Here is a 13,767-nt window from a genome sequence, read left to right as displayed (position 1 = left end):
ATTGTTAGCTATTTATTTAGCATCTGGCGTTTGCTGTAGCTGTTAGTCCCTCACCACTCTCGGGTTGCCAAAGGCCACAGTTAGTTGCCGGAAGCTTTTGTCAATGTCAGTTCCCGGAATATTGCTTCCAGGCTTTGTGAATTGCTCTGCAAAGAAAGTATGTTCCTGTTATTAATCAAAGCAAATTGTAACAGGTTTTTTCGCACCTCATCTACCTGGCTGGTAAATAACTGCCAGCTGTGGTCTTCCCTGGCCACCACACGGCTTATGCCGGGAATTGCCATCAATTCGGCTTCGCTTACCGGCTCCGCAAAGGTAACCTGTAAATAACCATTCCCACTGTTGTTTTGCTGGATTAACGATAATTTATCGTCTGCAATGATTTTTCCTTTGTTAATGATGATTACCCGGTCGCACAGCGCCTCAACTTCCTGCATAATATGCGTGGAGAGGATCACCGTTTTGTTGGCGCCCAGCTCTTTGATCAGCCGCCTGATATCGGCCAGCTGATTGGGATCCAGCCCGGTAGTGGGCTCGTCCAGGATCAATACTTCAGGATCATGCAGTAAGGCCTGTGCCAGCCCCACCCGCTGTTTATAGCCGTTGGATAATGCGCCGATCTTTTTGTGCCGCTCCGGTTGCAGTCCTGTTAGCTCAATTACCGAGGTAATCCGCTGTGCTCCTGCCTTTCCCAGCTGATGGATGCCCGCCACAAACTCCAGGAACTCCCGGATATACATATCATAATACAGGGGATTGGATTCCGGCAGATATCCTACCCTTTTCCGTACTTCCAGCGATTGCGATACAATATCAAAACCACACACACTGGCCTTTCCGCTGGTTGGCGGCAGGAATCCGGTGATCATCTTCATGGTAGTGGATTTCCCTGCGCCGTTGGGCCCCAGGAAACCAGTGATCTCTCCCTTTTTTAACTCAAAGGAAATAGCATCCACTGCCCGTTGTTCGCCGTATACTTTACTGAGTTCTGATACCTGGATAGACATGTATGCTTGCACGTTTTGCGGGAACTAATGTACTTAAAAAAGCGGATTTATGCGGATTTTGTCTTATTCAGGATTACACTGATTATGCTGATTACTTTGATTTTGTTTTTATTTTCAGGGAGATGGATAACGGATATGCTGACACTCATTTCCGGGCTTTTCAACAGGCATGCTTAATACGTATACGTGTATATGAAAATAAATTGCCGGCCACTGGCATGAACCTTGTTTTCCTATCTCCCGAAAAATAAAAATAAAATCAAAGTAATCAGCATAATCAGTGTAATCCTGAATAAGACAAAATCCGCATAAATCCGCTTTTCCCTACATTTGCATATTATGAAGAGAGTCATCGGTCTACTTTGTTTGCTTCCGCAACTATTACAGGCGCAATCCATCCCGGTAAAGGACTATCCGCAAGGCTATTTCAGGAACCCATTGAATGTTCCGATCATACTGGCCGGTAACTTTGGGGAGCTGCGACCCAACCACTTCCATTCAGGAATGGATATTAAAACGCAACAAAAAGAAAATCTGCCGGTACACGCTGCGGCAGATGGTTATGTAAGCCGCATCGGCGTATCGCATACCGGTTTCGGGAATGTACTTTACATTACTCACCCTAATGGCTATACGACGGTTTACGCCCACCTTAACGCCTTTTTTCCTGCCCTGCAGCAGTACGTGAAAAAGCAGCAATACCAGGCCGAAAGCTGGGCCAGCGATCTCACCATCCCCGCCGGCATGTTCCCTGTAAGAAAAGGTGACTTTGTAGCCTGGAGTGGTAACACAGGCGGATCTGCAGGACCACACCTGCACTTTGAAATCAGGAATACCACAACAGAAAAACCACTGAACCCACTGCTCTTTGGTTTTGATATTGCAGATACCAAAGCCCCGGATGTATACCGCCTGGCGATATACGACCGTGAAAAAAGTATTTATGAACAAAAGCCGCTCGTAGTAGCATTAAAAAAAGTGGGCGGCGAATATGTTACCACCCAGCCGGTGGTTAAAATTAACGCTGCGCAGGCAGGCATCGGCGTAAGCGCTATCGACCGGATGAACACCGGTAATATCTACGGCATTTATGAAGTGACCCTGTTCCAGAATAATGAACCGGATATCGACTTCCAGCTGGATAACATCGGCTACGAAGAAACCCGTTACCTGAATGCACACATCGATTATAAAACAAAAAAAGATGGTGGTCCGTACTACCAGCTGGTGTTTTCCCTGCCCGGCAATAAACTGGATATTTACCACGATCTGAAAGGCGATGGTACCATCCACTTGTCCGACGGCGCCGTGCATAATGTAAAGCTGCTGGTAAAGGATGCATACGGCAATACTTCCACCGTGAAACTGGCCCTGCAACAGTCAGACGTGGACGACGCGCAGAAAGCATGCGCCAACACCATGTACCCCGATTCACGCAATATCTTTGAAAACAACCAGGTGGAATTTTACCTGGATGAAACCGCGCTGTACGACCAGGTGTGTTTCAATTACCTGGAAACAGCGTCTGTAAGCACCAAAGCATATTCCAACGTGTACCACCTGCACAACGCACTGGTGCCCGTACACGATTTCTTTGATGTACGTCTTCGCGCTACCCGGGCTGTTCCGGAAAACCTGCAATCGAAAATAGTGATGGTGAGAGAGGCACAGGGCAGCAACAGCACTTCCGCCACCACGCTGGAAAACGGCTGGTACAAAGGCACTTTCCGCGACTTCGGCAACTTCCACCTGGAAGTGGATACCGTGGCGCCAAAGGTAACGCCACTGGGCGTGAAGCCGGGCGCTGTTCTTTCAAAAGCCGCTAAACTGTCTTTTGCCATGAATGATGCCAGCGGAATCAAAAGCTACCGTGCAGAACTGGATGGTAAATGGCTGCTGTTTTCCCGGAGAGGTAACGTACTTACCTATACGTTTGATGAACATTGTCCGCCGGGAGCGCATATGCTGGTGTTGAAAGTAACCGATGTGGCAGGAAATGAAGGCATCTACAGATTATCATTCAAACGTTAAGATATCATTTCAAACAGCTAAAACCGTAAATATGGGAAACTTAAAAGAAGGCGATAAAGCCCCCGTTTTCAAAGGAAAAGATCAGCATGGCAAAACCGTATCCCTGACTGATTTTAAAGGTAAACGGGTAGTGCTGTATTTTTATCCGAAAGATATGACCCCGGGATGTACGGCCCAGGCATGTAACCTGCGGGACAACTATGATACCCTGCTGAAAAAGGGATATGCAGTAGTAGGTGTAAGCACCGACAGCGAGCAGAGTCACCAGAAATTTATAGAGAAATACGAACTGCCTTTTACCTTACTGGCAGATGAAGATAAAAAGATTGTACACCAGTACGGTGTGTATGGCGAAAAGCAGATGATGGGTAAAACGTATGATGGTATTCACCGTACTACTTTCCTCATTGATGAAAGCGGTGTGATTGCACACATCATCAAAAAGCCCGACACCAAAAATCATACAGAAGAGATCCTGGAATTGTGGAAGTAAGAGGATATTAAAAAAGAGAAGGGAGATAGTTGCGAAACTATCTCCCTTCTCTTTTTATATCTGTTGAGTGTTATCTCTTCTGGCGTTGTTTCTTAAACAGGTTACCTGTTTTGAACTTATTACCTTCAGGGCTACCCACGCGGTCCATTGCGCAGCGGAAGCCAACGGTGTTAGTAGCCATATCTTCCTGCATGTAACGGCGTGTACCTGGTGAAAGCCAGTAAGCACGGTCGTTCCAGCTACCACCTTTAATCACGTGTGATTTATCATTGATCAGGGTAGTGATACCATAACCATATTCCACCTGTGAAAGGGAGTCACCATCGAGGTAGTTGATCACATCCCCTTTCTGGTAGTTAAGACGGTTAGCACTTTCTTCGTCTGTTACATCACGCATTTTCAGGTGACCAAGACTATCTTTTTCGAACTCTTTATTTTCGTTCTGGTAAACAGTCTGGAATTTATTACCACGGAAGTAGTTGAAATCTTCACCATCGATCGGGTTCAGTGGTCTGTAAACGTCCAGTACCCATTCTGCCACGTTACCGGACATGTTATAGATGCCGAATGTGTTAGGGTAGAAGGAGCGGATAGGACCAGGGATAGAAGCACGGTCGTTCAAACCACCGGCCACACCCATGTTATCACCGGAACCGCGCTTGAAGTTGGCCAGGAACTGACCCTGCATGGTACCGCGGCGGATATCACGTAAGCCGCTGGTGTTGGTGCCCCAGGAGTACACCTGTTTGTTCATGATCAGCTCTTCCCCGTGTTTGCCTTCTTTTTTGGAAGGGCCAGGGTTCTGACCTATATAACCCAGTGCGGCATATTCCCATTCTGCTTCTGTCGGGAGACGGTAGTTTGGTAACATGATACCATCTTCAAAGGCAGCATTACGGGGAGTACCGTCGGAATTTTTGAACTGGTCTTTTGCACTCTTCGACATTTTACCGGGCGTACCTTCGTATAAGCCGGCTGTGTAAGACTTGGTGTCAAAGGTGTTGTCGTCTGACTGGTTGCCCACATCTGCTTTGGAGAGGAGACCCTTATCCATCAGCAGTTTTTCGTTCACACGGTTAGAACGCCATTTACAGTAGTCGGTTGCCTGTTTCCAGGTAACACCTACTACGGGATAGTCGTTGTAAGCCGGGTGACGGAAATAGTATTCTACCAGTGGCTCGTTGTAGGCGAGTTCGCTACGCCATACCAGGGTATCCGGCATTGCGTTGCGGTATACATCCGGGAATGATTCCCCGTATACGCGGTTCAGCCAGTAGAGATATTCGCGGTAATGTACGTTGGCTACTTCAGATTCATCGATATAGAAGGAGGAAACCGTAATACGGCGCGGAATATTATTCCAGTCGCCCATTACATCCTGTTCTGTCGCTCCCATAGCGAATGTACCACCCTGTACAAAAACAAGGCCCGGACCAGTTTGCTGGTTCACGTTTTTAGCTACGCTGAAACCGCCCATTTTCTGGTCGTTATAGTTCCAGCCCGTAGCGGAAGAAGCTTCCTTCTTCTTGCCGAAAAGTCCCCCGCCGTCCTTATGACAGGCACTCATGGATAGCATTACGCTGGTACCTACGAGCAATGATAAAGAGGTTAATCTACGCATGCGATACAGCTTTAGTCTAGTATATTTACAGTAAACGCAAATGTACTCTTTTTTATTTTATGGCGAAAAAAATTAATTTGTAATTTGCTGCCAATCGTTCCCGCTGATAAGGGTCTTTCTATATCAACCGGCCGAAAAACTGCGATTAAGGTAATGAAACTCAGTTATATTTTTATAGGTGTATTCCTGCTTTCTTTTTTAGGAAGAGGGGAAATATATGCCCAAAGCAGCCTTCGGCAGTATAAAAAAAATTCTGTGCTGGCAGCAGGCAGCTGGTATAAGATAGGTATCAGCGCTCCCGGGATCTATAAAATAGATGCCGCCTTCCTCCAAAGTATGGGGATCACGGGGTTGCCATCTGCCGGGTTGCGGCTTTTTGGAAGCGGAGGCCAGATGCTGGGGGAGCCTAATGCAGCTCCGCGGTACGACGATTTGCCGGAAGTGGCCCTGCAGGTGGAAGACGGCGGCGACGGGGTGCTGGATGGCAGCGATTATGCCCTTTTTTATGCCCCCGGTCCGCATCGCTGGCTGTATAACAGCAGCATCAAAACCTTTACCCATCAGCGGCACCTGTATGCAGATACCGCCTGGTATTACATCACCACTACCGGAACAGGGCTCCGGGTAACCACCGCAGGCGATGAGCCGGCGGGAGCAGTGCCGGAATATACTTTTGATTATCATGCCTTTTATGAAAGAGACAGTCTTAATTTCCTGAATAGCGGTAAACAATGGTGGGGGCAGGAGTTTAGTAAAGTAGTGGGCTTAACACGCGGCTACCGGTTTAACCTACCTTCCGCCGCAGCAGGAAAAGTGTGGGTAACTATGCGGGCGGCCGCACGGAGCAGCACCGGGAGTAACTTCAATGCCACTGTAAATAAAGTGCCGGCAATAACCAATATGTACCTGCTGCCGGTTACCGGTAATATTTTTGAGGGAGTGGCTACCGCTGCCGCCGCCACCGGCGGGGCGGATGCGGGTGAGCCGGACCTGGAAATAGGGGTAGAATTCCTGCCGGGAAATATCAACGACAAGGGCTGGCTGGACTACCTGGAAGTGCAGACGCGTTGCACGCCGGTACTGCCGGCGGCCGGGGTGCTGGATTTCCGCAGTACCCGTTACGCCGGCAGCGGGCAACCCGGCCGTTTTGCGGTGCATAACGCCAGCGCGCAAACGTATATCTGGGACGTTACGGATCCGCTGAACCCGGTGGTGATGAAAACAACCCTGCAGGGCGATTCCCTGCTCTTTACCGGCAAAAACGACCGGCTGCATGAATACATCGCTTTCCGCGCCGCTGCCGCAGGCCGGCCGGACTTCGCCGGAACAGTACCTAACCAGGACCTGCATAGCAGCGGTCCGGCAGATATGCTTATTGTTACCACCCGCACGCTCCTGCCACAGGCGGAGCGGCTGGCGGCCATGCACAGGGCGGCTGATCAGCTGTCGGTGCAGGTAACCACCATCGACCAGGTGTACCAGGAGTTTGCATCCGGAACGCCTGATCCCACTGCCCTGCGGGATTATGTAAAAATGTTTTATGACCGGGGCCCCGCGCCCCGCTACCTGTTGTTGTTTGGAGCCGCCTCCTATGATTACCGGCAACGGGTAAAAAATAATACCAACGACATCCCCTCCTGGCAAAGCGAGGCTTCCCTTGACGCTATCCGGTCGTATGTATCCGACGATTACTTTGGCATACTGAAAGATGAGGGGGATATCACGGGAACGGCTAAACCCGATCTGCTGGATATTGGTATTGGCCGCATTCCTGCGCGTAATGAAGCGGAAGCCCGGCTGGCAGTGGATAAGATCCTGCGGTACCGGCAACCTGCTGCATTCGGCGCCTGGCGTAACCAGGTAACGCTACTGGCAGATGATGAAGATGATAACCTGCATTTTGAAGATGCAGAAAAAATGGGCGCCATTCTTTCTGCTGACGCGAAGCTGCTGAATACAGATAAGATCTATGCAGATGCCTATCCGCAGGAAACGGGCAGCTCCGGCGCCATCTACCCGGAAGTAAACAAAGCAATTGCCCGGAAAATTAATAAAGGAACGCTGGTATTGAATTATACCGGTCATGGCAGCAACTCGCGCCTGGCCGCGGAAAATATTATGGATGCGGGCAGTATCAGCGACTGGCATAATGAAAATAAACTCCCGCTGTTTATTACTGCCACCTGCGATTTTGCACCATATGATGATCCGGGTATCACCTCACTGGGGCATAAAGTATTACTGCAGCACACCAGCGGCGCTATTGCACTGATGACCACTACCCGCGCGGTTTTTTCGGCCTCGAACCAATTGATGAACGCCAATTATATGAAGGTGGCGTTCACACCATTAGCGGATGGGCGCATGCCTGCACTCGGAACAGCTGCGATGCTGGCCAAGAACCTTACCTATAGTAGTTCCGGCGATGCGGTGAATAACCGGAAGTTCCAGCTGCTGGGAGATCCGGCGCTCACCCTGGCGTTCCCAACTTACCGGGTGATCACGGATTCTATTAACGGCAGGGCTGCCACAGGGCAACCCGATACCGTGAAAGGACTGGGTATGTACACCGTGAAAGGCCATATAGAAGATGCACAGGGCAACCGGGTAACAGCCTATAATGGTGTTTTATATACAACCGTATATGATCAGCCGGCCCTGTTAAAAACCCGTGGTAACGATGCCGGCAGCCAGGTGGCGGGCTATAAGTTGCAGCGCAATGTATTGTTCCAGGGTACACAAACTGTGAATAGTGGCAGATTTTCTTTTACATTTGTGGCCCCCGTGGATATCAGGGAAGGTGATGGTAGAGGGAAAATCAGTTATTATACCAGTAATGAGCAGCTGGATGGTAACGGTTATTTTGATAATTTCACCACCGGAGGGCAGGCATCCCCGCCGGTAGCTGATGTGAGCGGGCCGTCGGTAAATGCCTGGCTCGATAGCCGCAGTTTCCGGAGTGGAGATATTACAGGCCCTGATCCCTTGCTGATAGTAGATCTGGCAGATAGCAGCGGTATTAATATTTCGGGGAATAACGGGCTTTACCAGCTCACGGCAATTCTGGATAGTACAGAATATATTGTGTTAAATGATTATTTTGGGGCATCTTTGGATAGCTATAAAAAAGGTAACGTACTTTTCCCGTTAAAGGGATTGTCAACAGGAGAACACCGGATTACAATCAAAGCATGGGATTCCCGGAACAATGGGGCTACTACAACCATTTATTTTAAAGTAGCGGAGCAGGGAATACTGACTGTAGATGAAGTAAGGAACTTTCCGAATCCTTTTCATGATGTAACACGGTTTTCCTTTTTGCATAACCGGCAGGGAGAAGAACTGGAACTTACATTACAGGTGTTTACGTTGGGAGGAAGACTGGTAAAAACTATGCGTAGCACAATAATTTCCACAGCCGGCCGTTTTGAGGGCATGCCCTGGGATGGTCGTAATGATTCGGGAGCAAAACTGTCCTCAGGACTGTACGTGTACAGGTTAATAATCAGGACTTCCACAGGTACGAAGATAAAGGGCGGTAAGCTGGTGTTATTATAGCCTATGCAGGAAAATAATTTTTACCATTATCCCAAATAAACCCCTTTCTGTGTTATATTAATAAATAAGATTATTTTTACATCCTTATCAAATACAAAATCTGCATGATCCGAAAGGTAACAATGGGCCTTGTGTTCATTTACGGTACTTTCATAAGTTTACAAACCTCAGCTCAAATGAATTCCGGTGAAAGAGACGGGCGTACAAATGCAATAAATACCGCGGTTCCTTTTCTGAGAATTACACCGGATGCACGCAGTGGAGCTATGGGCGACGTGGGAGTAGCCATATCCCCGGACGCATCTTCCATTTATAACAACCTCTCCAAACTTCCCTTTGCGGAAAAAAATGGCGGTTTGGCAGTTACTTATACTCCCTGGTTAAAAGAACTGGTAAACGACGTTTTCCTGGCTACTGTGTCTGGGTATACCAAGCTGGATGAGCAACAGGCTATTTCCGGTTCCCTGAGATATTTCTCTCTCGGAACAATCAATTTCACAGATATAACCGGTACGCCTACCGGCGATTTCCGTCCGCGCGAATTTGCACTGGATGCGGGTTATGCCCGTAAATTGTCGGATCATTTTGGTATTGGCTTAACCGCCCGTTATATTTACTCCAACCTGGCAGGCGGACAAAGCAATGGCAGCGTAAGCATTAAGCCGGGCAAAGCCTTTGCTGCCGATTTATCAGGATTTTATACCAAGGATTTTGAGAAAGATGATGGCCTGGTAAACAGGCTGAATATTGGTATGGCTATTACGAATATCGGTACCAAGATTTCTTACACCAGTTCTGCCGCCAATAAAGACTTCCTTCCCACCAACCTGGGTATCGGTACCGCCTATACGGTATCATTGGATGAGGCCAATCAGCTGACCTTTGCACTGGATATCAATAAATTATTGGTACCTACCCCGGATTCTGCCGGATTGTATAAAGAGAAAAGCACACTGGAAGGAATGTTCAGTTCCTTTGGCGACGCTCCTCTCAAGGAAGAAATACAGGAACTGATGTACTCCGTGGGTATGGAATACTGGTACAACCAGCAATTTGCAGTGAGAGCCGGCTATTTCAACGAAAACAAGAACAAAGGAAACCGCAAATATTTTACTGCAGGTATCGGTGTTAAGTACGATATCTTCGGTCTTAATTTCTCTTACCTGGTTCCTTCGGGATCAGGGATACAGCGTAACCCGCTTTCCAATACGCTGCGCTTCACCCTTACTTTCGACCTCGGGCCAAGAGATGAGGAAAGCCGTACAGGATGGTAACACATATTTAGTCGTTTAATTATATAAATGATTGAAGCATTAAATAATTATCTGGTTTAATCCCTCCGCAAAACGGGGGGATTTTTATATTTATTGGCTTACCTTGCGGATTGGCAAAATGATTAAATTATTACAAATATGAGTAGGATACGTATAGGATTGGGAGTAGATTTCCATCAGCTGACAGAAGGACGTGAATTCTGGCTTGGAGGCGTACTGGTACCACATCATAAAGGAGCGCTGGGGCACAGCGATGCCGATGTATTGTTACATGCCATTTGTGATGCGATGCTGGGAGCGCTTTCCCTGGGAGATATCGGGGTACATTTTCCGGATACCGATAACACTTACAAGAATATCGACAGTAAAATATTATTAGCCCGGTGTGCGCAGCTGATCGGCGAGAAGGGATACCAGGTGGTAAATGTAGACAGCACCCTGTGCCTGGAGGCGCCTAAAATAAAAGCATATGTGCCCGAAATGCAGGCCGTGATTGCCAAAATCCTGCATGTGAGTACAGAAGACGTGTCTGTAAAGGCAACTACTACAGAAAAACTGGGCTTTGTAGGCCGCGAGGAAGGAGTTACAGCGCACGCAGTGGTATTGCTGGAGCATATCACCCAGTAATTCACCATTCATAATTATTTTAAAATATCTTTGTTCAATGGCGGATATCATTGTGAAAATAATCAATAAGTCGGGTAATGAATTACCTGCTTATGCAACGGCAGATGCGGCAGGAATGGACCTCCGCGCACATTTGGAAACAGCAGTTACCCTGCAATCACTGGAAAGGATGCTGATCCCTACCGGTTTATTCATGGAACTGCCGGCTGGCTATGAGGCGCAAATCCGCCCCCGTAGCGGATTGGCTATCAAACAGGGACTTACGCTCCTGAACACGCCTGGCACGATAGATGCAGATTATCGTGGAGAGATTAAGATTATCATGATCAACTTATCCAACGAACCGCAAACCATACAACCTGGCGACCGTATTGCTCAGATGATCATCGCTCCTTTTGTTCAGGCGGTCATAGAACCGGTAACCGTGCTGACAGAAACCGTTAGAGGTGTAGGAGGATTTGGACATACCGGTAAATCCTGATAAATGCGGATATACTTCACCGTTATAGGGCTGGCTGGTATTTTATTAATGGGAGCCTGTAGTGGTGCCAAATCATCAGCATCACGTAAAGACACAACCATTAATAACGCCGCTGTGCTGTCACAGCGGGCAGATAGCCTCTTTTTTGCCGCCCAGCGTTCCAAAATGCTGGGTGACTACCGTACGGCTATCACCCAGTATGCAGACTATCTGCGGCTGAATAAAAATAATCCTACCGTTAATTACGAATTAGCCCGTCTTTTTATAGAAGTACAAAATGCCGGTAATGCGCTCATCTTTGCCCGTCGCGCTGCGGCGCTGGACCCGCAGAATCACTGGTTCCAGGTAACCCTTGCAGATGCCTATGCAGTGAATGAAAAATTTGACAGCGCTGCCTATGTTTTTGAGGGCCTTACCAGCAGATACCCCGATAACGAAGATTATCTTTATAACAAAGGAATTTTACTGGCAAAAGCCAATAAACCTGCCTCCGCACTTGCTGCATTTGACCAGCTGGAAAAAAAGGTAGGCGTAGTGGAAGAACTCATTTACCAGAAACAGAAACTGCTGCTGAAAATGAGCATGGTGGATGAAGCGGCAACAGAAATAAAAAAACTCATCAACCAGGAGCCGGAGGAAATCAGGTATTATTATTTGCTGGCAGAAATATATGATGCCAACGACCGTGTGCAGGAAGCAGCGCAGGTGTATCATACCATTCTTACCAAAGATCCTGATAATCCAAGAGCCCTGATTGCACTGGCTTCTTACGCAAAGAAAAATAACGACACCGTTACTTATTGGGCAAATCTTACCAAAGCATTTGCCAATCCAGGTTACAGCATCGATGAAAAAGTAGCGTATGTATATCCGTACCTGCAGATGATGAACATGGATACTACCAAGCTGGAAGAAGGATTGCAGCTTACTTCCCTCATCATTAAAGCACACCCGTCGGATGCAAAAGCATATGCCCTCCGCGGTGATATGTTTTCACAGGCCGATATGCTGGACAGTGCAGAAGTAAGCTATAAAAAAGCCCTGAGCCTCGATGACAGCCGTTTCTCGGTATGGTATCAGCTGATGTGGATTTATTCCCGCAAAGATGATCCCACTGCGTTACTGGCACTCAGCAACAATGTAACCGGCAAGTTCCCGAAAGAATTTATGGGCTACTACTTTAAAGGGGTAGCCAGTTTTCTTTTGCAACAATATCCTGCGGCGATCAGTTCGTTGAATACTGCATTGGAAATAGGTAATGGAGAGAAGAAATTCCTGGGAGATATTTATTCCCTGCTGGGAGATTCCTATCATGCTACCGGGCAGCACCGGCAGTCGGACAGCAGCTACGAACGCGCTTTACTGCTCCGTCCGAAAGATGCACTGATCATGAACAATTATAGCTACTATCTTTCGTTAAGAGGAGAGAACCTCGAGAGGGCAGCAGAAATGTCGAAACAATCGCTGGAACTGGAACCGGAAAGTCCAACCTACATGGACACCTACGCCTGGATCCTTTTCCGGCAGGAAAAATTTGCAGAAGCAAAAGAGTGGATTGAGAAAGCGCTGCAATACCCGGAAGCACAGAAAAATCCGAACGTACTGGAGCATTACGGTGATATCCTGTTTAATCTGAAAGAAGTTACAAAAGCGGTGGAATACTGGCAGATGGCTAAAGACAAGGGAGCATCCTCTGTAGACCTGGCCCGAAAGATCGCTGAAAAAAGATATATTCAATAAGCATTTGCTATAAGTCATCGCTCAATGAAGAGAAAAATAGAAGTCACACTTTTAATTATAACTGTCGGTTTGGGAATGATGGCTTGCCGCCATCCTAAAAAGTTGGCCCGTACGTCTTTCCCGGCCGCCGATACCAACAAAGTAACCCTGGGAAAAGATAGTTCCACAAACGAGGAACTGACCCGTTTTACCAGCGAAATGCTGAAAGGTATTCATGCCAATCATATTGAGTTTAATACTTTTTCAGGCAAAATGAAGCTGGCATTTGAAACAGACAAGAAGAGCCATAATAACCTGAATGCTACTTTCCGTATTAAGAAAGACAGCATCATATGGATATCCGTGTCGGCGCCGATTGTAGACGAAGTGATAAGGGCTGTGATCACACCGGATAGTCTTAAAATGTATAACCGCCTGGATAAACAGTTATTTCTCCGGAGGATGTCGGACGCTGAAGAGTTGCTGAATATCCCCTTTGATTTTAATACCCTTCAGGACATGCTGATCGGTAACCCGGTATATCTTACGGATTCCGTGTACCAGGTAGTGAAAACGCCGGCCATTATTTCTTTCAGCTGCGATCATGCAAAGTTTATCAGTCTCTTTAATGTGTTTGCGGATGACTACGGATTGCAGCAAAGCAAAGTGATGGATAAAGACAGTACCGGTGCTGCGAAACGTTCCTGTGAGCTGACCTACGGCGACTACACAAAAGTAGCCGGCCGCAAATTCCCTACTACACGTCGTATTTACATAGAAGAAAAGAATGTGACGAAAGTTGCACTGGACTTTACACGCTATGATTTTGATGTGCCGCTCACCTTTCCATTCAGCATGCCCGCCAGCTATAAACGTATGTAAAATGTTAATTGAGTAAATGTCGTATTCATTAAACTAATAAACGTTGTATATTTATTTAATTTGCAGTTACTAAA

At 47.4% G+C, this 13,767-nt stretch carries 10 protein-coding genes; 8 read left to right on the top strand and 2 right to left on the bottom strand.

Translation table 11 applies throughout. The features are described from left to right. Positions 1 to 80: 80 nt before the first annotated feature. A complete protein-coding gene (gene gldA, locus V7S65_RS26470; RefSeq protein WP_079471069.1) occupies positions 81 to 1,007 on the bottom strand; it encodes a gliding motility-associated ABC transporter ATP-binding subunit GldA in 927 nt (308 codons plus the stop codon). A gap of 339 nt (positions 1,008 to 1,346) precedes the next feature. Between gldA and V7S65_RS26465 the strand changes: the two genes are divergently transcribed. Next, positions 1,347 to 3,038, top strand: coding sequence for a M23 family metallopeptidase (locus tag V7S65_RS26465; RefSeq protein WP_336389000.1), 1,692 nt, complete (start codon positions 1,347 to 1,349; stop codon positions 3,036 to 3,038). Between the two features lie 31 nt (positions 3,039 to 3,069). Then, positions 3,070 to 3,531, top strand: a complete 462-nt coding sequence (gene bcp / locus V7S65_RS26460; RefSeq protein WP_079471067.1) for a thioredoxin-dependent thiol peroxidase — start codon at positions 3,070 to 3,072, stop codon at positions 3,529 to 3,531. Positions 3,532 to 3,601: 70 nt separating this feature from the next. On the opposite strand, the gene V7S65_RS26455 is transcribed toward bcp, so the two are convergent. Beyond that, on the bottom strand, positions 3,602 to 5,152 hold the full coding sequence (locus V7S65_RS26455; RefSeq protein ID WP_079471066.1) for an SUMF1/EgtB/PvdO family nonheme iron enzyme: 1,551 nt from the start codon (positions 5,150 to 5,152) through the stop codon (positions 3,602 to 3,604). Positions 5,153 to 5,305: 153 nt separating this feature from the next. On the opposite strand from V7S65_RS26455, the gene porU reads away from it, so the two are divergent. From porU to V7S65_RS26425, 6 genes are all read left to right on the top strand, one after another. Next, positions 5,306 to 8,710, top strand: coding sequence for a type IX secretion system sortase PorU (gene porU / locus V7S65_RS26450; protein ID WP_336389001.1), 3,405 nt, complete (start codon positions 5,306 to 5,308; stop codon positions 8,708 to 8,710). A gap of 104 nt (positions 8,711 to 8,814) precedes the next feature. Further along, a complete protein-coding gene (gene porV, locus V7S65_RS26445) occupies positions 8,815 to 9,984 on the top strand; it encodes a type IX secretion system outer membrane channel protein PorV (protein WP_339546670.1) in 1,170 nt (389 codons plus the stop codon). Positions 9,985 to 10,122: 138 nt separating this feature from the next. Then, the gene (gene ispF / locus V7S65_RS26440) at positions 10,123 to 10,611 is read left to right on the top strand and encodes a 2-C-methyl-D-erythritol 2,4-cyclodiphosphate synthase (RefSeq protein ID WP_079471063.1); all 489 of its coding nucleotides are present in this window, start codon (positions 10,123 to 10,125) and stop codon (positions 10,609 to 10,611) included. A 37-nt stretch (positions 10,612 to 10,648) separates the two neighbouring features. Further along, a complete protein-coding gene (gene dut, locus V7S65_RS26435; protein ID WP_111579902.1) occupies positions 10,649 to 11,092 on the top strand; it encodes a dUTP diphosphatase in 444 nt (147 codons plus the stop codon). A gap of 3 nt (positions 11,093 to 11,095) precedes the next feature. After that, the gene (locus V7S65_RS26430) at positions 11,096 to 12,832 is read left to right on the top strand and encodes a tetratricopeptide repeat protein (RefSeq protein ID WP_336389002.1); all 1,737 of its coding nucleotides are present in this window, start codon (positions 11,096 to 11,098) and stop codon (positions 12,830 to 12,832) included. A 24-nt stretch (positions 12,833 to 12,856) separates the two neighbouring features. Continuing rightward, complete coding sequence (locus V7S65_RS26425) at positions 12,857 to 13,693, top strand: DUF4292 domain-containing protein (protein WP_079471060.1); 837 nt, start codon at positions 12,857 to 12,859, stop codon at positions 13,691 to 13,693. Positions 13,694 to 13,767: the final 74 nt, after the last annotated feature.

It is taken from the genome of Chitinophaga sp. CCNWYY40 (genome assembly GCF_037483205.1).
Taxonomy (GTDB): domain Bacteria; phylum Bacteroidota; class Bacteroidia; order Chitinophagales; family Chitinophagaceae; genus Chitinophaga; species Chitinophaga ginsengisegetis.
Note: the sequence above shows the minus strand (reverse complement) of the source record. Positions and strands in the feature narration are given on the sequence as shown.

Excerpts from the sequence above, each read along its gene's own strand:
- gldA (WP_079471069.1), bottom strand. The coding sequence starts at position 1,007 with ATGTCTATCCAGGTATCAGAACTCAGTAAAGTATACGGCGAACAACGG.
- V7S65_RS26465 (WP_336389000.1), top strand. The coding sequence starts at position 1,347 with ATGAAGAGAGTCATCGGTCTACTTTGTTTGCTTCCGCAACTATTACAG.
- bcp (WP_079471067.1), top strand. The coding sequence starts at position 3,070 with ATGGGAAACTTAAAAGAAGGCGATAAAGCCCCCGTTTTCAAAGGAAAA.
- V7S65_RS26455 (WP_079471066.1), bottom strand. The coding sequence starts at position 5,152 with ATGCGTAGATTAACCTCTTTATCATTGCTCGTAGGTACCAGCGTAATG.
- porU (WP_336389001.1), top strand. The coding sequence starts at position 5,306 with ATGAAACTCAGTTATATTTTTATAGGTGTATTCCTGCTTTCTTTTTTA.
- porV (WP_339546670.1), top strand. The coding sequence starts at position 8,815 with ATGATCCGAAAGGTAACAATGGGCCTTGTGTTCATTTACGGTACTTTC.
- ispF (WP_079471063.1), top strand. The coding sequence starts at position 10,123 with ATGAGTAGGATACGTATAGGATTGGGAGTAGATTTCCATCAGCTGACA.
- dut (WP_111579902.1), top strand. The coding sequence starts at position 10,649 with ATGGCGGATATCATTGTGAAAATAATCAATAAGTCGGGTAATGAATTA.
- V7S65_RS26430 (WP_336389002.1), top strand. The coding sequence starts at position 11,096 with ATGCGGATATACTTCACCGTTATAGGGCTGGCTGGTATTTTATTAATG.
- V7S65_RS26425 (WP_079471060.1), top strand. The coding sequence starts at position 12,857 with ATGAAGAGAAAAATAGAAGTCACACTTTTAATTATAACTGTCGGTTTG.